The organism is Streptomyces sp. NBC_00442 (assembly GCF_036014195.1).
Lineage (GTDB): Bacteria > Actinomycetota > Actinomycetes > Streptomycetales > Streptomycetaceae > Streptomyces.
Genome location: NZ_CP107918.1, coordinates 6107686 through 6124804 on the forward strand (window position 1 = coordinate 6107686; position 17119 = coordinate 6124804).

At 74.7% G+C, this 17119-nt stretch carries 14 protein-coding genes and 1 riboswitch; of the genes, 5 read left to right on the forward strand and 9 right to left on the reverse strand.

Annotated features, from left to right (window positions below; translation table 11 throughout):
* Positions 1–311: 311 nt before the first annotated feature.
* Positions 312–1280: an SCO1860 family LAETG-anchored protein gene (locus OG432_RS27350; protein WP_328313621.1), complete on the forward strand. Its 969-nt coding sequence runs from the start codon at positions 312–314 to the stop codon at positions 1278–1280.
* Positions 1281–1505: 225 nt separating this feature from the next.
* On the opposite strand, the gene cobC is transcribed toward OG432_RS27350, so the two are convergent.
* Positions 1506–3068, reverse strand: coding sequence for an Rv2231c family pyridoxal phosphate-dependent protein CobC (gene cobC, locus OG432_RS27355; RefSeq protein WP_328313622.1), 1563 nt, complete (start codon positions 3066–3068; stop codon positions 1506–1508).
* Positions 3069–3156: 88 nt separating this feature from the next.
* Here cobC and OG432_RS27360 point away from each other — a divergent pair, with 88 nt between their 5' ends.
* Positions 3157–3879 carry a ZIP family metal transporter gene (locus OG432_RS27360; protein ID WP_328313623.1) on the forward strand — a complete coding sequence of 241 codons (723 nt, stop codon included), beginning with the start codon at positions 3157–3159 and terminating at the stop codon, positions 3877–3879.
* A gap of 5 nt (positions 3880–3884) precedes the next feature.
* On the opposite strand, the gene OG432_RS27365 is transcribed toward OG432_RS27360, so the two are convergent.
* The 8 genes from OG432_RS27365 to OG432_RS27400 all read right to left on the reverse strand — a co-directional run bounded on the left by OG432_RS27365 (position 3885) and on the right by OG432_RS27400 (position 13286).
* On the reverse strand, positions 3885–5321 hold the full coding sequence (locus tag OG432_RS27365; protein ID WP_328313624.1) for a cobyrinate a,c-diamide synthase: 1437 nt from the start codon (positions 5319–5321) through the stop codon (positions 3885–3887).
* Positions 5315–5923 carry a cob(I)yrinic acid a,c-diamide adenosyltransferase gene (gene cobO / locus OG432_RS27370; protein WP_328313625.1) on the reverse strand — a complete coding sequence of 203 codons (609 nt, stop codon included), beginning with the start codon at positions 5921–5923 and terminating at the stop codon, positions 5315–5317. Before cobO ends, OG432_RS27365 begins: the two co-directional genes overlap by 7 nt.
* Complete coding sequence (locus OG432_RS27375; protein ID WP_328313626.1) at positions 5923–8004, reverse strand: putative cobaltochelatase; 2082 nt, start codon at positions 8002–8004, stop codon at positions 5923–5925. The genes cobO and OG432_RS27375 overlap by 1 nt, the downstream gene beginning before the upstream one ends.
* Before the next feature lie 52 nt (positions 8005–8056).
* The gene (locus OG432_RS27380; RefSeq protein ID WP_328313627.1) at positions 8057–9586 is read right to left on the reverse strand and encodes a cobyric acid synthase; all 1530 of its coding nucleotides are present in this window, start codon (positions 9584–9586) and stop codon (positions 8057–8059) included.
* Positions 9568–10524, reverse strand: a complete 957-nt coding sequence (locus OG432_RS27385) for a cobalamin biosynthesis protein (RefSeq protein ID WP_328315262.1) — start codon at positions 10522–10524, stop codon at positions 9568–9570. Before OG432_RS27385 ends, OG432_RS27380 begins: the two co-directional genes overlap by 19 nt.
* 96 nt (positions 10525–10620) lie before the next feature.
* A riboswitch (cobalamin riboswitch) is annotated at positions 10621–10759 on the reverse strand.
* A 101-nt stretch (positions 10760–10860) separates the two neighbouring features.
* Positions 10861–11085 carry a hypothetical protein gene (locus OG432_RS27390; protein WP_328313628.1) on the reverse strand — a complete coding sequence of 75 codons (225 nt, stop codon included), beginning with the start codon at positions 11083–11085 and terminating at the stop codon, positions 10861–10863.
* Between the two features lie 34 nt (positions 11086–11119).
* Positions 11120–12367 carry an inorganic phosphate transporter gene (locus OG432_RS27395; RefSeq protein WP_328313629.1) on the reverse strand — a complete coding sequence of 416 codons (1248 nt, stop codon included), beginning with the start codon at positions 12365–12367 and terminating at the stop codon, positions 11120–11122.
* Positions 12368–12497: 130 nt separating this feature from the next.
* The gene (locus OG432_RS27400; RefSeq protein WP_328313630.1) at positions 12498–13286 is read right to left on the reverse strand and encodes a lysozyme; all 789 of its coding nucleotides are present in this window, start codon (positions 13284–13286) and stop codon (positions 12498–12500) included.
* Positions 13287–13392: 106 nt separating this feature from the next.
* Here OG432_RS27400 and OG432_RS27405 point away from each other — a divergent pair, with 106 nt between their 5' ends.
* The 3 genes from OG432_RS27405 (at position 13393) to OG432_RS27415 (ending at position 17050) form a co-directional block, all read left to right on the forward strand.
* Entirely contained in the window at positions 13393–14046 is a 654-nt protein-coding gene (locus OG432_RS27405) for a class II aldolase/adducin family protein (RefSeq protein ID WP_328313631.1), read from the forward strand.
* Positions 14047–14212: 166 nt separating this feature from the next.
* On the forward strand, positions 14213–15340 hold the full coding sequence (locus OG432_RS27410) for an alpha/beta hydrolase (RefSeq protein WP_328313632.1): 1128 nt from the start codon (positions 14213–14215) through the stop codon (positions 15338–15340).
* A 354-nt stretch (positions 15341–15694) separates the two neighbouring features.
* Entirely contained in the window at positions 15695–17050 is a 1356-nt protein-coding gene (locus tag OG432_RS27415; RefSeq protein WP_328315263.1) for a hypothetical protein, read from the forward strand.
* Positions 17051–17119 lie beyond the last annotated feature (69 nt).

A 17119-nucleotide genomic window follows, 5' to 3' on the forward strand; every position in this document is an offset into this window, starting at 1 on the left:
TACGCGGGACGGGTACGGGTCGTTGAAGGTCTTCATGTGCCCCCCGGAGTGAACGCCGGGGCGAGAGGTGGGGTACGGGGCTCCGGGCGGGTGCGGGGGTGACGCGTGGGGACACCTGTGCCGGAACAATCGAATACAGGGCCGGAAACCACCCTTTGGGATGAACTGGCGCCGTGTGACGGCCAGTTCACTCTCAGTGCGTAAAGATGCGGTGTCTCAAGTCGCCGGTGCGCCCCTCGATTCGCAGGAGTCCCACGAGTCCCCGTGGCGGGCGCCCGGCCAGCCATGTCTCCTGTGGGGGTTCCACCATTTTGAACAGCAACAACTTCCGCCTGCCCGCGAACGGTCCGGCCGCCCGCCCGGCCCGTCGCTCCGTCGCCGTCGCGGCCTGTGTGGCGCTGACCGCGGGGCCGCTGCTGCTCGCCGCGCCCGCGGGGGCCACCGGCGTCGAGGGCGACGGCGGCGGCCGGGCGAGCGCCGTCGTGCTGCGCACCGGCCTCGACGTCTCCCTGCTCAACAAGGCGATCGACGTGCCGCTCAAGGCCACGCTCAACGAGGTGCAGGCCCCGGCGAGTGCCGAGAAGACCGCGCTCACCGTGAAGCTGGACGGGGTCGACGGCGGGCAGCCCGTCAGCGTGCTGAAGGCGGACGTGGCCACGGCCGGGGCGAGCGTCGACGCGAAGAAGGCGGAGGGCTCGACCCGGCTGGTCAACGCCCGGCTCCATCTGCCCGGCCTCCCGCTGCTCTCCCTCGTGGAGGTGGGCGAGGTGACGTCGAGCGCGGTCTGCGAGGCGGGCCGCGCGCCGGTCGCCAAGTCGAACGTGCTGGGCGCGGTGACCGTGCTCGGCAAGAAGGTGACGCTGTCGGCGGGCGGCACCACGCGCGTGCAGGTGCCCGGGGTCGGCGAGGTCACGCTCGACCTGTCGAAGGCCACGACGACGTCGCGGACCGCCGCGGCCGTCGCCCTCCAGCTCAAGGTCTCGGTCAATCCGCTCCATCTGAACGTCGCCGACGTCAAGGGCGAGGTCACCCTCGCCGAGGCGACCTGCCGGACGCCGAAGGCCGCCCCCGCCAAGCCGCAGGCGAGCGCGCCGGCCGTCCCGGACAAGGCGCCGGTCGATACGGGGGTCAGGACGCAGAACGTCGCCGACACCAAACTGGCCGAGACGGGCGGGAGTTCGGCCACGCCGTACCTCGCGGGGGGTGCCGCGGTGTTGCTCGTGGGCGGGGCGGGGGCGCTCGTCCTGACCCGCGTACGAGGTCGGGCGGGGCGGGGCTGACGTGGTGGGCGGGGCGGGGGCGCGGGTCTGCGACCCCCGCCCCCTTCGCCCCGCCCGGCCGCGCGACACCTGACTGCTCACGCAGTTCCCCGCGCCCCCGACGGGGCTTGGCGGAGGCATCCTCAGCCTGTCATGGGGGTCCCCCCTGGCCCTTGCGGCCATGGGGGAGATCGAGGACGAGCGCCCTTCGGCACGAACCGGGGTCTGGGGCGGAGCCCCGGGGGGTCAGGGGCGGGTCAGGGTGAGGGCCTGGTCCAGGGACTGGAGGAAGCGGTTCGTCGTGGTTCTGTCGCGAACCGCAACGCGCAGCCACGCGCGCCCCAGCCCGGGAAACGTGTCGCCCCGCCGAGCCGCGAACCCGAGCCCGCGCAGCCGCTCCCTGACCCGGTCCGCACCGTCGATCCGTACGAGCACGAACGGGCCCTCCGCCCCCTCCACCGCGCTCACCTCGTCGAACTCGGCGAGCCCCGCCAGAAGGTGGGCCCGGTCCTCGGCGATGCGTACGGCGGCCGCCTCGGCCTCCGCCAGCGCCCGGGGCTCCATGCAGGCGGCCGCCGCGACCAGCGCCGGAGCCGACACCGGCCACAGCGGCTGGGCCCGCTGGAGGGCCGCGACGGTCTCCGGCTCACCCAGCACGTAGCCGATCCGCAGGCCCGCGAGACCCCACGTCTTGGTCAGGCTGCGCAGCACCACGAGGCCGGGCAGGTCGGTGCGGCCCGCCAGCGCCGCACGCTCACCCGGCACCGCGTCCATGAACGCCTCGTCCACCACCAACGTCCGCCCGGGGCGCGCGAGTTGGCTCAGCACGTCGGCCGGGTGCAGCACGGACGTGGGGTTGGTCGGGTTGCCGACCACCACCAGGTCCGCCTCCTGGGGCACGGCCGCGGGATCGAGCCGGAAGCCGTCCTCGGCCCGCAACAGCACCCGCCGCACCGCGTGCCCCGCGTCGCGCAGCGCCGCCTCCGGCTCGGTGAACTGCGGGTGCACCACCACCGCATGACGAAACGTCAGGGCGCGGGCGAGAAGCACGAACGCCTCGGCCGCGCCCGCCGTCAGGAGTACCCGGTCCACCGGGACGCCGTGCCGCGCCGCGACCGCCGCGCGCGCGGCCCGGCCGTCCGGGTAGGAGGCGAGGCCGGTCAGCGAGTCGGCGATCCGCTCGCGCAGCCAGGCCGGGGGAGTGCCGGTGCGGACGTTGACCGCGAGATCGATCAGCTCTCCGCCGTCGTCGCGTACCTCCGCGTCACCGTGGTGGCGCAGATCGAGTGGGACCTCGGTGGTGGGGATGGGCATGGCTTCCTCGCTCCTGGTGGGGGGTGCGTCGCGCCCGTCGGCGGACGGCCGGAGGTGGGGTCGACGTACGATCGCACACGTCGCCATGGCGGCACGGCCCGTACCGCTCGACTTCCGCTTGGGCACGAGCAGTTCGCCGCCCCGGGCGAGCGCGGCGGCCTCCGCCACGGACGGCGTGCCGACCGCGGCGAGGGCCGCCCGGGAGCCGTGCGGCACCGCGACGGCCGCGAGCTCGTCGGCCGCGTACGCCAGAACGGGCACGCCGAGCCGGGCGGCCGCCCCCATGATCCCCGGCTCCCGGGACTTGCCGTCGAGCGTGGCCAGTTCGGCGACCTCGCCCGGATCGAGCCCCGCCTGCGCCAGCGCCGCCCCGATCAGCCCGAGCACCTCCTCGGCACGGACCCCCTTCGATGCGCCGACACCCACGACGAGACACGACCCGGCGCCCGGCGGTAGCGGGGCGGCTGCGCGGGGGACGGCGTCGGCGGCGGCCATGTCGGGGATCCTCTCAGGGCGCCGGCGGGCGGCGCGGGGGCGAGGCGTGAACATGCGGAGTACCGGCACCGTCGGCTAGCAAGGGCGCATGGCGGTAATCGTCGCGCTCGGCGCGTTCCTGATGACCCTGGTCGGCGGCTGGACCGCCCAGCGGGTCACCGACCGGCGCCACCTGGTGCTCGGGCTCGCCGGCGGGCTCATGCTCGGCGTGGTCGGCCTCGACCTGCTGCCGGAGGCCCTCGACGCGGCCGGCGAGGACCTCTTCGGGGTGCCCGGGGCCCTGCTCCTGTTCGTCGGCGGCTTCCTCTTCGCGCACGTCGTCGAGCGGATCCTCGCGGTGCGCCAGGCGGCCCACGGGGCGGGTGAGCACCGGGCGCCCCAGGTGGGCGTCGCGGTCGCGTCGGCGATGGTCGGGCACAGCCTGATGGACGGCATCGCGATCGGCGCCGCCTTCCAGGTGGGCGCCGGCATGGGCGTGGCGGTGGCCCTCGCCGTCATCACCCACGACTTCGCCGACGGCTTCAACACGTACACGATCACCAGCCTGTACGGGAACGAGAAGCGCAAGGCGCTCGCGATGCTGTTCGCCGACGCGCTGGCCCCGATGGTGGGGGCCGCGTCGACCCTGCTGTTCACCCTTCCGGAGCAGCTGCTGGGCAGCTATCTGGGGTTCTTCGGCGGCGTCCTGCTGTATCTGGCCGCGGCCGAGATCCTCCCCGAGGCCCACCACGAGCACCCCGCCCTGTCGACGCTGCTGTTCACCGTCGCGGGCGTGGGCTTCATCTGGCTGGTGGTGGGCGTCTCCGGCTGAGCACGTCATCGCGCACAGGCCCCGGCGAACCGGAGGGTGAGCTCCGGGCGGGCCGCCCAGTGCGTGTGCAGATAGCTCGCGTGCACACCCCGCTGTACGAAGCCCTCGACGCGGCGCTCCGGGTGCACCACGCCCCACGCGGGGTCGGCGCCCGCGCCCGGCTCGATCACGGTGCGGTGGAACTCGTGGCCGCGCAGCCGCGTCCCGGCGACGGCCAGGCTGCTGTCCCCGAGCGCGACGGCCTCCCGGTAGCCGAGGGTGAGGCGGCCCGACATGTGCGCGTCGGCGTCGAGCACCCCGCACATGGGCTGCCCGTCGAGCGTGCGCGCCAGGTAGAGCAGCCCCGCGCACTCGGCGGCCACGGGCACCCCCGAGCGGGCGAGCTCGGCGACGGCCTTGCGGAGCCGCTCGTTGGCGGACAGCTCGGCGGCGTACACCTCGGGGAACCCGCCGCCTATCACCAACCCGCTGGTGCCGGGCGGTAGCTGCTCGTCCCTGAGCGGGTCGAAGGTGACGACGTCCGCGCCGGCGGCGGTGAGCAGCTCGGGGTGCTCGGCGTAGGAGAAGGTGAACGCGGAGCCGCCGGCGACGGCGACGACGGGCTTTCGCTCACCGTGGGTCTCGGCTTCAGGGGCCAGGGCAAAGCCCCGTGCGAGCCGGCCCGCGGCCGACGATCCATCCGCCGGAGACTTTCGGGAAGGGGCGGGGCGGGGAGATTCGAAGGCCGGGTCCCACGCCTGAGCGCCCAGCGGCGGAGCCGACCGTGCCAGGGCGAGCAGCGCCTCCAGATCGCAGCCCTGCCGCACCTGCTCCCCCATGGCCGCCACCGCGTCCACCGCGTCCGTGCGCCGCTCGGCGACCGGGACCAGGCCCAGGTGGCGGGAGGGCGTGTCGACCTGGGGCGCGCGGCGCAGGGCGCCGAGCACCGGCACGCCGACGTCCTCCATCGCCTCGCGCAGCAGCGCCTCGTGCCGGTCCGAACCGACCTTGTTGAGGATCACCCCGCCGATCCGCACCCCGGGGTCCCACGACGCGAAGCCGTGCACGAGCGCGGCCACCGAGCGGGATTGCGAGGAGGCGTCCACGACGAGGACCACGGGCGCGCGCAACAGCTTGGACACCTGGGCGGTGGAGGCGAGTTCACCGAGCCCGCTCGCCCCGTCGTACAGACCCATCACGCCCTCGATCACGGCGAGGTCGCAGCCGCGCGCCCCGTGCGCGAACAGCGGGGCCATCAGCTCGGGCCCGCACATGTACGCGTCGAGGTTGCGGCCGGGCCGCCCGGTCGCCAGGGAGTGGTAGCCGGGGTCGATGTAGTCGGGGCCCACCTTGTGCGGGGACACGGCGAGCCCGGAGCGCGCGAACGCGGCCATCAGGCCCGTCGCCACGGTGGTCTTGCCGCTGCCCGACGCGGGGGCCGCGATGACGAGACGTGCTACCACTCGATGCCCCGCTGGCCCTTCTGGCCCGCGTCCATCGGATGCTTGACCTTGGACATGTCGGTGACCAGGTCCGCGAACTCGACCAGCCGCTCGGGGGCGTTGCGGCCGGTGATGACCACGTGCTGGGTGCCCGGACGCTCGCGCAGGACCGAGACGACCTCGTCCACGTCGACCCAGCCCCAGTGCAGCAGGTACGCGAACTCGTCGAGCACGTAGAACTTGTACGTCTCGGCCGCCAGGTCGCGCTTGACCTGCTCCCAGCCCTCGCGGGCCTTCTCCTCGTGCGTCGGCTCGCCCTCGGCGGTCTCGCGCTGGATCCACGACCAGCCCTCGCCCATCTTGTGCCAGTCGACGCTGCCGCCCTCGCCGGACGCCCCGAGCACCTTCAGCGCGTTCTCCTCGCCGACCTTCCACTTCGCCGACTTCACGAACTGGAACACCCCGACCGGCCAGCCCTGGTTCCAGGCGCGCAGCGCCATCCCGAACGCCGCGGTCGACTTCCCCTTGCCGACGCCCGTGTGCACCATGACGAGGTGCCTGTTGCGACGCTGACGAGTCGTCAGACCGTCCTCGGGTACGACACTGACCTGTCCCTGCGGCATTAAGCGGCCCTCCTCGAAGTTCCCTGGACATCCTTGACGAGGCCGGCGATGGAGTCCGCCCGCAACTCGTCCAACGTGACGGCTGCGCCGCCCAGTTCACGCGCGAGCTCTCCGGCCAGCCCGAGCCGCACCATTCCCGACTCGCAGTCCACGACCACCGACGCGGTGCCCTCGGCCGCGTGCAGCCGGGCGGCCCGCCCGGCGAGCGCCACCGGCTCGGGTCCGCCCGTGGCACGGCCGTCGGTGACGACGACGAGCAGCGGCCGCCGCGAGGGATCGCGCAGCCGCTCCACGCGCAGCACGTCGTGCGCCTTCAGGAGCCCCGCCGCGAGCGGGGTGCGCCCGCCGGTCGGCAGCGTTTCGAGCCGGGCCGCGGCCGCGTCCACCGACGAGGTGGGCGGAAGCGCCACCTCGGCGTCCTTGCCGCGGAAGGTGACGAGTCCCACCTTGTCGCGGCGCTGGTAGGCGTCCAGGAGCAGCGAGAGCACCGCGCCCTTGACCGCGCTCATCCGCTGCCGGGCCGCCATCGACCCCGACGCGTCCACCACGAAGAGCACGAGGTTGCCCTCGCGGCCCTCGCGGGTGGCCTGGCGCAGATCGTCGCGGCGCACCACGAGACCGCGGCCCGAGCGCCCGCGCGCCTTCTGGTGAGGGGCGGCCGCCTGCACGGTCGCCGTCAAGTGCAGCTTGGTGAGCGCCCCTTGGGGCCGGCGCGAACCGGTCGTCCTGCCGTGGTCGGTACGGGCCCGCGAGCGTCGGCCCGCCGCGCCCTCGCCGAGTCCCGGCACGCTCAGCATCTTCGTACGGAACGGCTCGGCGGCCTTCACCGCGGCGCGCTCGCCCGGACCCGCCGGGGCGGGGGAGGCGGGCGGCTCCACCGCGTCGGACGCGTCCGACGACGCGCGGGCCTCCGACGACGCGCGGGCCTCCGACGGCTCGGGGCTCTCCGGGGCCGCGGGTGGTTCGGCGGGGTTCTCGGGGGAGTCGCCCTGCGGCGGCACCCCGCCGCCCCCGCCACCGCCGTCGGGGCCCCCGGGGCCCGGGTCCGGATCGTCGTCGCCCTGGTCCTCGCCCCGGAACTGCTCCAGGGTCTCGTCGAGCTTGTCCTGGTCGAGGCCCGGCGCGTCGAAGGGGTTGCGCCGGCGCCGGTGCGGAAGCGCGAGCAGCGCGGCCTGGCGGACGTCGTCGCTCGTCACCTCCGTACGGCCGGCCCACGCGGCGAGCGCGGTCGCGGTGCGGGCCATCACGAGGTCGGCGCGCATGCCGTCGACCTCGAACGCGGCGCAGGTCGCGGCGATCTGGAGCAGCACCGCGTCCCCGAGCACCACGGAGGGCAGCAACTCCCGTGCCGCCACGATGCGTTGACGCAGCGCACCCTCCTCGTCGGCCCAGCGCGCGGCGAAGCGGGCCGGGTCGTCGTCGTACGCGAGGCGGCGGCGCACCACCTCGACCCGCCGCTCGGGCTCGCGGGAGGCCGCGACCTCGACCGTCAGGCCGAAGCGGTCGAGCAACTGCGGCCGCAGCTCGCCCTCTTCGGGGTTCATCGTGCCGACGAGCAGGAAGCGCGCGGCGTGCCGCACCGAGACGCCCTCGCGCTCGACGTAGGAGGATCCCATGGCGGCGGCGTCGAGCAGCAGGTCGATCAGATGGTCGTGGAGCAGGTTGACCTCGTCGACGTACAGGATGCCGCGGTGGGCGTCGGCGAGCAGGCCCGGCTCGAAGGCCTTGACGCCCTCGCCGAGCGCCCGCTCGATGTCGAGCGCGCCCACCAGACGGTCCTCGGACGCGCCGACCGGAAGCTCCACCATGCGTGCCGCGCGGGCGCCGCCGGGCCCGCTCTCGTGCGGCCCGTCCGGGCACTCGGGGTCCGGCGCCGCGGGGTCGCAGCTGAACCGGCAGCCCGGCACGACCGCCACCTCGGGCAGCAGATCCGCGAGCGCACGCACCGCGGTGCTCTTCGCGGTGCCCTTCTCACCCCGGACCAGGACCCCGCCCACCGCCGGGCTGACGGCGTTCAGGAGCAGCGCGAGGCGCAGGTCGTCCATGCCGACGACGGCGGTGAACGGATACCGGGTGCTCATGTGCTGATCTCTCCTTCGAGTAGTGCTGTACGCCGGGGGCCCGCCGGGGTGGTCATGGCGCCCCCGGCGGGATGAAGGGCAGCCCGGCGGGCGGGCCCTGCTCGATCAGGCGCAACAGGCCGTCGGTGTCGGCGTGTTCCTCGATCAGGTCGCCGAGCCGGTCGAGCTGCTCCTCGCGCAGCACCCCGAACGAGGTGTCGGGCGCGGGCACGAACCGGCGGCCCGCGTCCCGTGCGACCTGTTCGAGGAACCGGCGCCGGAACCCGTCGCTCTCCAGGGAGCCGTGCCAGTGCGTGCCCCACACCGCGCCCACCCGGCACCCGTCCGAGCCGTGGCCCCGGTCGTCGGACATGAACGCCTCCCCGCCCAGGACCTCGGCCACGCCGTGGTGGATCTCGTACCCCTCGACGTGTTCGCCGAGCGCCTCGCCGGCCGGACGCGCCAGGGTCTTCTCGACGGCGAACCGCACCCGCACCGGCAGCAGCCCGAGGCCCGCCACCGTGCCCGCCTTCGACTCGACGTCGTCCTCGATGTGCTCGCCGAGCAGCTGGTAGCCGCCGCAGATCCCGAGCACCGGGCGGCCGGCCGCCGCGCGCCGGGCGAGCTCCGCAGCGAGACCGCGCTCGCGCAGCCACTCCAGGGCGCGGACCGTGCCGCGCGTGCCGGGCACCACCACGAGGTCGGCGTCGGTGAGCTCCTCGGGCCGGTCCACGAACCGCACGACCACGCCGGGCTCGGCCGCGAGCGCGTCCACGTCGGTGAAGTTGGACATCAGCGGCACCGCGCACACCGCGACCCGCAGCACGTCCGCGCCGACCGGCGGCGCCACCACCGACTCCCGCACGGTCCCGCGCATCGAGACGCGCAGGCCGTCCTCCTCGTCGATGCCGAGACCGTGGGCGTACGGCAGGATCCCGTACGTGTGGCGTCCGGTGAGGCCGCGCAGCATCTCGATGCCGGGCTCAAGGAGCGTGACATCGCCGCGGAACTTGTTGACGACGTAGCCGGCGACCAGCGCCTGGTCCTCCGGGCTCAGCAGCGCCGTCGTACCGAAGAACGAGGCGAAGACCCCGCCCCGGTCGACGTCGCCGACCACGACCACGGGCAGCCGGGCGGCCCGCGCGATGCCCATGTTGACGATGTCGGTGCGCCGCAGGTTGATCTCGGCCGGGCTGCCCGCCCCCTCGCAGATCACGGCGTCATACGTGCCCCGAAGCTCCGCGAGGCAGTCCAGCACCGGTTCCAGGAGCGTCTGTTGGCGTCCCCCGTGATAGCCCCGGGCGCTCAGTTCCCCGACCGGCCTGCCCATGAGGACGACCTGGCTCGAGCGGTCGCTGCCCGGCTTGAGCAGCACCGGATTCATGAGCGCGGTCGGCTCCACGCGGGCCGCCTGCGCCTGCATCGCCTGGGCCCGGCCGATCTCCGCGCCCTCGCGCGTGACGAACGAGTTCAGCGACATGTTCTGCCCCTTGAAGGGCGCGACCTTCATGCCCCGGCGCACCAGCCAGCGGCAGATCCCGGCCGTGACGACGCTCTTGCCGGCGTCCGATGTCGTGCCCGCGATCAGCAGCCCGCCACCCATGTACGTCCCTTCCTCACAGCGGCCCGCGCCACCACGGCGGCGGCCAGCGTCAGCCCGCTCACCGTGCGCGAGAGCCGTACGGCCCGTTCGATGTCCCGGACCTCGACGGCGCGGCCCGCCGCGTTCAGGACCGGCCGGTGCTCGACGCGCCCGGCGTAGGAGAGCGTGCCGCCGAGCCGCACGCCGAGCGCGCCCGCGAACGCGGCTTCCACCGGGCCCGCGTTGGGGCTCGGATGCCGGCCGGCGTCGGCGCGCCAGGCCCGCACCGCGCCCTGGGAGTCGGGGCCCGCGAGCGCCGCGAGGGCGGCGGTGAGCCGGGCGCCCGGCCAGCCCAGCACGTCGTCCAGGCGCGCCGAGGCCCAGCCGTACCCGCGGTACCTCGCCGACTTGTGTCCGACCATCGCGTCCAGGGTGTTGACCGCCCGGAAGCCCACGAGGCCCGGCACGCCCGCGAACGCGCCCCACACCAGGGCGCCGACGACCGCGTCCGACGTGTTCTCTGCGACCGACTCGACCACGGCGCGCGCGATGCCGTCGGCGTCCAGGGACTGCGGGTCGCGCCCGCACAGGTGCGGAAGGCGTTCCCGGGCCGACTCCACGTCGCCCGCGGCCAGAGCCCCGCCGATCGCCCGCGCCTCGCGGCCCAGCGACGTGCCGCCCACCACGCTCCAGGTCGCGGCGGCGGTCAGTGTGGCGGTCGCGACGGGGCTCTCCCGTACGGCACGGGAGAGCAGGGCGGCGAGGCCCGCGGCGCCGCCCGCGCACACGACGGTGTGCAGCGCGCCCCAGCCGCGGTGGTCGCGCCACAGGGCGCGTTCGACGGCGCCGGCCGCCCGGCCGAACGCGGCGACCGGATGGCCGCGGCGCGGATCGCCGAGCAGGAGGTCGCCGATGAGTCCGGCCGTGGAGCCGTAGACGAAGGTGCGATCGGCCCGCACGATCAGCGCGCCGGGGCGTCGCGGAAGGGGCCGGAAGATCTCGACGGGCAGGCGCGCATGGCGGTGTGTCCTCACTCAGGGTGTCCGCGCCCTGGTACGACGTGACCGGCGGTGAGAGTTCCTGGCTCACGGGGATCGCTCCCCGGTGACAGTGGCGGGACCGCGCCGGATTCTCACCGGCTTCCTCTGCTGCCGCCGTAGCTGGCCGGTGCAGTCCACCACGCTGCGAGAACAGCCGTCAACTTGCCGTTGACCTGCGGCGCGAGAGAGTGTCCTGCGCCACGGCGAACCGCCCCCCGGCCGGAGCCGGGGGGCGGTTCGTGTGGTGCGTGCGGGTCAGGCGACGATCAGGTGGATCCCGTACGCCACGGCCGCCGCGCAGAGCGCGAAGCAGACGTACGCGCCGGTGCGGGCCATGGCCGCGTTGCCCGCGGTGCCCGACGCCGCGGCCTCCCGCTTGGTGAGGCCGACGATGCCGAGGGTGAACAGACCCACCAGGCCGACGGTCACCGCGAGGCTGACGCCGAAGACGGAGCCGAGGGCTGCCCAGTCGATGTGCATGAGGATTCCTTACCTGTACCTGGTCGGCGGCCGGTCAGACCGTGGCCGGGGTGGGCGGGTCGACGGGGGCCGGGGCCTGGATGGTGGCCCTGAGATCGGTCGCGACGGCCAGGGCGGTGGGCGGCGGGGCGACCGCGGCGATCGCGGTGGTGACGACACCGACGGGCTCGGCCGCGGGGGCCTCGTCGGGGGTGACGCTGTGATGGTCGACCGGCTGGCGGCGCGACAGCTTCCAGATGACGCCCGAGCCGGCGATCAGGAGGACCGCGACGGCCGCGATGCCCCAGGTGCCCTGCCGGGTGAGGAACTCCGCTCCGGCGCCGACGAGTGCCGCGGCCGGCAGCGTCAGGATCCAGGCGACGGCCATCCGGGTCGCGGTGGACCAGCGGACCACACCGCCCTTGCGGCCGAGGCCCGCGCCCATCACCGAACCCGAGCAGACCTGGGTGGTGGAGAGCGAGAAGCCGATGTGCGACGAGGCGAGGATGACGGTGGCGGCGCCGGTCTGGGCGGCGAAACCCTGCGGAGGACGCAGTTCGGTCAGGCCCTTGCCCATGGTGCGGATGATGCGCCAGCCGCCGAGGTAGGTGCCCATCGCGATGGCCAGACCGGCCGAGACGATGACCCACAGCGGGGGGTTGGCGCCCGGGTGCAGCACACCGCCGGTGACCAGGGCGAGGGTGATGATGCCCATCGTCTTCTGGGCGTCGTTGGTGCCGTGGGCGAGCGAGACGAGACCGGCCGAGGCGATCTGGCCCGCGCGGTAGCCCTTGGCGGTGGCCTTCTCGTCGGTGTTCCGGTTGATCCGGTACGTGAGCCTGGTGGCCAGCATCGCCGCGACACCCGCGACGATCGGGGCGGCGACGGCCGGGAGCAGCACCTTGGTGACGACGGTGGAGCCGTTGACCGAGGACCAGCCGGCCGACATCACCGCGGCGCCGATGAGGCCGCCGAACAGGGCGTGCGAGGAGCTGGAGGGCAGCCCGAGCAGCCAGGTCAGGAGATTCCAGAGGATGGCACCGACCAGGGCCGCGAAGATGACCTCGGTGCGGATTCCCTTCTCGTCGATGATCCCGCCGGAGATCGTCTTGGCGACCTCCACCGACAGGAACGCGCCGACCAGGTTGAGCGCGGCGGACATGGCGACCGCCGTCTTGGGCTTCAGGGCGCCGGTCGAGATGGTGGTGGCCATCGCGTTGGCGGTGTCGTGGAAACCGTTCGTGAAATCGAACACTAGAGCTGTCACGATCACAATCGCGAGCAGCAGCGTGATGTGTTCCATTTACCCAGGCAATCGTTCGACGTCAGTGGCGGGACGAACGTAAGTAACCTGAGTGAACGGAAGATGAACTGGGACGGGCGCATCGGTGACCGTGGCCGGTTCCCGCGTCGCCTCGGCGGGCACAGGCCGTTCAGCGCCCGGCCGCGAACCGCTTCAACTGCGCAAAAGTCCCATTGAAGAGATTCTGGTCACCCGGCAGGCGTCCGCTCCCGTTGGCGTGTTGCCACACCGTCCAGTACGACCAGCCCGCCGGCAGCGCGCCGGGCGTGGTGGCGTACCGGGCCAGCCACAGGGGATGCTCGGCGGCGAAGGCCCTGCTGTTGCCGGTGCACCGGTTCCACCAGGCCGTCGTCGTGTAGATGGCCGGACGGCGGCCGGTGCGCAGCCGCATCTGGTCGCTGAACCCGGCCACCCAGGCGGTCATCTCGGCCGGGCTCAGCCCGTAGCAGGTGTCGCCGCTGCCGCCCTTGGCGTCCTTGCCGTACGGATTGTGCTCCAGGTCGACCGCGGGCGGCAGGGTCCAGCCGTCGCTCCGCCAGCCGCCCCCGTTCGCCGCGAAGAAGTCGGCCTGCGCCCGGCCCGAGGACTGGTCGGGCACCGCGAAGTGGTAGGCCCCCCGGACCAGGCCCGCCCGCCGGGCGCCGTCGTACTGCTGCCCGAAGTAGGGATTGCGGTACGACGTCGACTCGGTGGCCTTCACGTACACGAAGGTGGCGCCGCGGCTCTTCGCGGCGGCCCAGTCGACGTTCTTCTGGTGCGAGGAGACGTCGTGGCCGGCCGGCTTGTCCTGCGCCGAGGCGCCGGGCGGCGACGTCAGCGCGGTGAGCGCCGTACCGCCCAGCGCCAGGGCCGCCACGCACACCCCGAGCGCGGCCCGCGCGCGGATCCGGCGGGTGAGCGGACCGAGGTCGCGAGCCATGGATTTCCCCCGAATTGCGGTGTACGGACCCAAACGTTCCGAGGCTAGTGGACGATCGCTCCCCGGCCCGTACCCCCGGCGCGCCCGCCCTGGCAGGATCAGCCTCATGAGCGACAACGAGGCGGCCACCGCCGGGGCATGGGCCGAACTGGTCGACACCGCGCGCAGGTCCGCGGCGCAAGGGCTGGTCGTCGGCACGTCGGGCAATGTGTCCGTGCGGGTCGGCGAGCTGGTCCTCGTCACCCCGACCGGTGTCCCCTACGACCGGCTCGGGCCCGCCGACACCGTCGCCGTCGACCTCGAAGGCCGCCAGGTCATGGGCGCGCTGCGGCCCACGAGCGAACTCCCGATGCACCTCGCCGTGTACCGCACCACCGACGCCCTCGCCGTCGTCCACACCCACGCCGTGCACGCCACCGCCGTGTCCACCCTGGTGCCCGAACTGCCCCTGATCCACTACATGGCGGCCGCGCTCGGCGGTCCGGTCCGTGTCGCGCCGTACGCCGTGTACGGAAGCGAGGAGCTGGCCGAGAACATGCTGGCGGCCCTGGAGGGCCGCACCGGGTGCCTCCTGCAGAACCACGGCACCGTCACCTACGGAGCCGGTCTCGCCCAGGCCTACGACCGCACCGCCCAACTGGAATGGATGTGCCGGCTCTGGCTCACCGCCGCCGCACTGCCCGGCCGCGCCCCGTCCCTGCTCAGCCCCGCCCAGCTCGACGAGGCGGCCCAGCGGCTGAGCGGCTACGGGCAGCCCTGAGCCCGGGGCCGGCGCGGCCACTGCCGGGCCCGTCCCGCACGGGGCCGGCGGCCCGCCCGGCCACCGCCGGACTCCTCTGACCCGGTGATCGGCTGACCCGGTGATCGGCGGCCTCGACGGGCCCCGCCCACTGGCACCGGGGCCACTTCGCCCCGACACTGGGCAGGTGCGCCCCGCTACGAAGACGGCAGCGGCCGTCACCACACTCATCGGCGTCGGCGCGGCAGCCGTCGTCGCCGGACGCTACGCCAGCGACGCCGCCCTCAAGGCGTCGCCAGGCCGTCCGCTGCCCGCCGACCGCCGGCTCACCGTGCACGCCACGGAGCCCGGCACCATCACCCTGACCCGCTCGTTCACGGCGCTGCGGCCCGGGACCTACGGTCTGGAGGGCGACGGTGTCCACGCCGTCGTCGGCGACGTCCTCGACCGGGCACCGCACACCGCCGACACGGTCGTACGGCGCCTGGAGCGGGTCACCCACGGTGTCCTCGCGGCAGGGGAGCGGGTCGCCCTCACGCCCCAGGTGCACCACGGCACCCCGGGCACCGCCCTCGGCATCGCGTACCGGGACGTCGAGATCCCGGCCGAACTCGGACCGCTGCCCGCCTGGCTGGTACCCGCCCCGCGCACCACCTGGGTGATCGCCGTGCACGGCCTCGGCACCACCCGCGAACACCCCCTGAACGTGCTGGAGTTCCTGCACCGCCAGCAGCTCCCGGTGCTCGCGCTCTCCTACCGCGGCGACGCGGGCGCGCCCCGCTCCCCGGACGGCCTCGGCCACCTCGGCGACTCCGAGTGGCGCGACCTCGACGCGGCCATCCGCTTCGCCCTGCGCTCGGGGGCCCGCCAGGTGGTCCTGCACGGCTGGTCCACCGGCGCCACGATGGCCCTGCACGCCGCCGCGCACTGCGCGCAGCGCGACCGCATCAGCGGCATCGTCCTCGACTCGCCGGTCCTCGACTGGGAGTTCACGCTGCGCGCCCTCGCCTCCGCCCACGGAACCCCGGGCGCGCTGCTGCCGCTCGCCGTCCGTGCCGCCCAGGGCCGCACCGGCCTCCACGGCGACCGGCTCAGGGAAGCCGTCGACCCCAAGGCCCTGCGCGTACCGACGCTGCTCTTCCACGGCCCCGACGACACGCTCGCCCCCTGGGGTCCCTCCCGCCGGCTCGCCGCCCGGCGCCCGGAGCTGGTCAGCCTGCACACCGTCCCGGACGCACCGCACGCCTCGATGTGGAATGCCGACCCGGCCGGTTACGAAGAAACCCTGCGCCGCTTCCTCACCCCCCTCATGTGACCCCCGCCCGCCCGGTCGGCTCCGGCGCCACCGATTCCGCTTGGGCCCGCGGACAGGTGGCGGGGGTCTGCTCCCGCGAGCGCGGCCCCTTGACCCCGGGCCGTCCGGGGCACTCCCGATGCGCCGGCCACGGCCGATTCCGCTTGACGTTCGGGCGGTGAGCGGGCCCGCGTTCTCGCCGGGGCCCGGCCCCGGGATCACCGGCCACCCCGGGGGCCCGGACGCGGTGTGCGTGGCCGATTCCGTTTGGGCTTTCGGGCAGTGAGCGGGAAGACTGCATGCGTGACGTCCCGGAAGCCTGAAGAGAAGTTGCCGCGCGACTCCAGACTGCGGCTTGTCCGCGCTCCGCACCCGATGCAGGCCCGGCCCCTCGCCGCAGCCCGCAGGGCCGTGTCCGACCGGCGCACCCGGTCGGCGCCCCGGCCCCCCGCGGGCACCCCGGCCGCAGGCGAACTGGCCCGCCAGGCCAGAGCGGTGCTCGCCGACGCCGAGCGCGTCGCCCGCTGGACCGATGCCGAGCGCGCCCGCGGCGCCGGCGCCGGCCGGCCGGGCCCGCTTCCCCCGCCGGTGGCCGAGCGGGCCGCCACCGCGCTGGGCCTGACCCCGGGTCAGGTACGCGCGGCCTGGGACCGGGCGCGCCTGGCGGGCCTCGTCGAGCTGCACGGCGCGACGGTGCGTCCCGGCTGGCGGCTGCGCGCCTGGGACCGCGACGACGCGGCCGTCCTGCGCGGCTGGGTCGCCCTCTTCGACGCGTGGTCCCTCGTCCATCCCGCCCCGGACGACATCGCCCCCACGGCGGTCGCCGAGGTCGTCGAGGCCGTCCCCCAGGTGCTCTCCCTCCTCCAGCTCTCCAACGGACCCGTCCTCGTGCCGGCCCTGCTCGACCTCCTCGAACAGCGCGTCGCCGAACTGCGCGAAGAGCGCTGCGAGGTCCCCTACGGCCCGCTGCCCGACCCGGCGTCCCTGCCCGAGCCCGCCGCCCTGCCGCCGCGCCTCGCCCACCTCCTGGACTGGGCCCTGGCCGGCCTTGCGGCCGTCGGCGCGCTGGTACTGGGCGAGGGTCAGGCCACCCTGACGCCGCTCGGCAACTGGGCGGTCTGGGTCAAGCTGGAGCAGATCTGTGTCGCGGCACAGAGCCCGGCCGGGAACATCGAGCAGCCCGCCGAGGCCATGCTGCGCGGCTGCGCCGGCCTCACCCCGGGCCCGGCCCGCGCCGAGTACCGCGCCTGGATCGCGGCCCGCACCGTGGGCAGCGCGGTCACCGAACTCCTCGACGTCGCCCGGGGCGACGACGCCCTGCTGCGCGGCCTCGCCTTCGAGGCGCTGCGCGCCGTGGGCGCGCCCGCCGAGCCCGGGGTGCGCGCCGCCGTCACGGAAACCTGCCTGCGCCCCTACGCCCTGCTGTGGCTCGCCGAGCACGAGGGCGGCGACCCCGAGGACGTGCTCGGTGTCCTGTCCCGGGAGGAGTCCACGTGGCTCTGGGTCGACACCGCCGCCGCCGTCGCCGACCACGGCGAGGCCGAACTGCTCGTACGCCACCTCGACTCGGCGGTGCAGGGCACGGTGCCCGCGCTGCTCGACGAGGTGCGGGCCGTCGGTCATCCCCGCACCGTGCAGGTCCTGGTCGCCCTCGCGGCGGCGCACCCCGACCCCGCCCTGGCCAAGGCGGTCCGGCGCGCGGCCTTCCAAGTCCACACCGGTTCCGTGTAGCGACGCGCGTAGCGGCGCCCCCGCCCGCCCCCGGGGGCGGGACGTCCTACGCCCTCAACTCCCGCTGCC

Coding starts and splice junctions, on each gene's coding strand:
- cobC (WP_328313622.1), bottom strand. CDS start 3,068: ATGGCCGCCGCCGACGCCGTCCCCCGCGCAGCCGCCCCGCTACCGCCG.
- OG432_RS27400 (WP_328313630.1), bottom strand. CDS start 13,286: ATGGCTCGCGACCTCGGTCCGCTCACCCGCCGGATCCGCGCGCGGGCC.
- OG432_RS27405 (WP_328313631.1), top strand. CDS start 13,393: ATGAGCGACAACGAGGCGGCCACCGCCGGGGCATGGGCCGAACTGGTC.
- cobO (WP_328313625.1), bottom strand. CDS start 5,923: ATGCCGCAGGGACAGGTCAGTGTCGTACCCGAGGACGGTCTGACGACT.
- OG432_RS27415 (WP_328315263.1), top strand. CDS start 15,695: ATGCAGGCCCGGCCCCTCGCCGCAGCCCGCAGGGCCGTGTCCGACCGG.
- OG432_RS27395 (WP_328313629.1), bottom strand. CDS start 12,367: ATGGAACACATCACGCTGCTGCTCGCGATTGTGATCGTGACAGCTCTA.
- OG432_RS27360 (WP_328313623.1), top strand. CDS start 3,157: ATGGCGGTAATCGTCGCGCTCGGCGCGTTCCTGATGACCCTGGTCGGC.
- OG432_RS27375 (WP_328313626.1), bottom strand. CDS start 8,004: ATGAGCACCCGGTATCCGTTCACCGCCGTCGTCGGCATGGACGACCTG.
- OG432_RS27390 (WP_328313628.1), bottom strand. CDS start 11,085: ATGCACATCGACTGGGCAGCCCTCGGCTCCGTCTTCGGCGTCAGCCTC.
- OG432_RS27380 (WP_328313627.1), bottom strand. CDS start 9,586: ATGGGTGGCGGGCTGCTGATCGCGGGCACGACATCGGACGCCGGCAAG.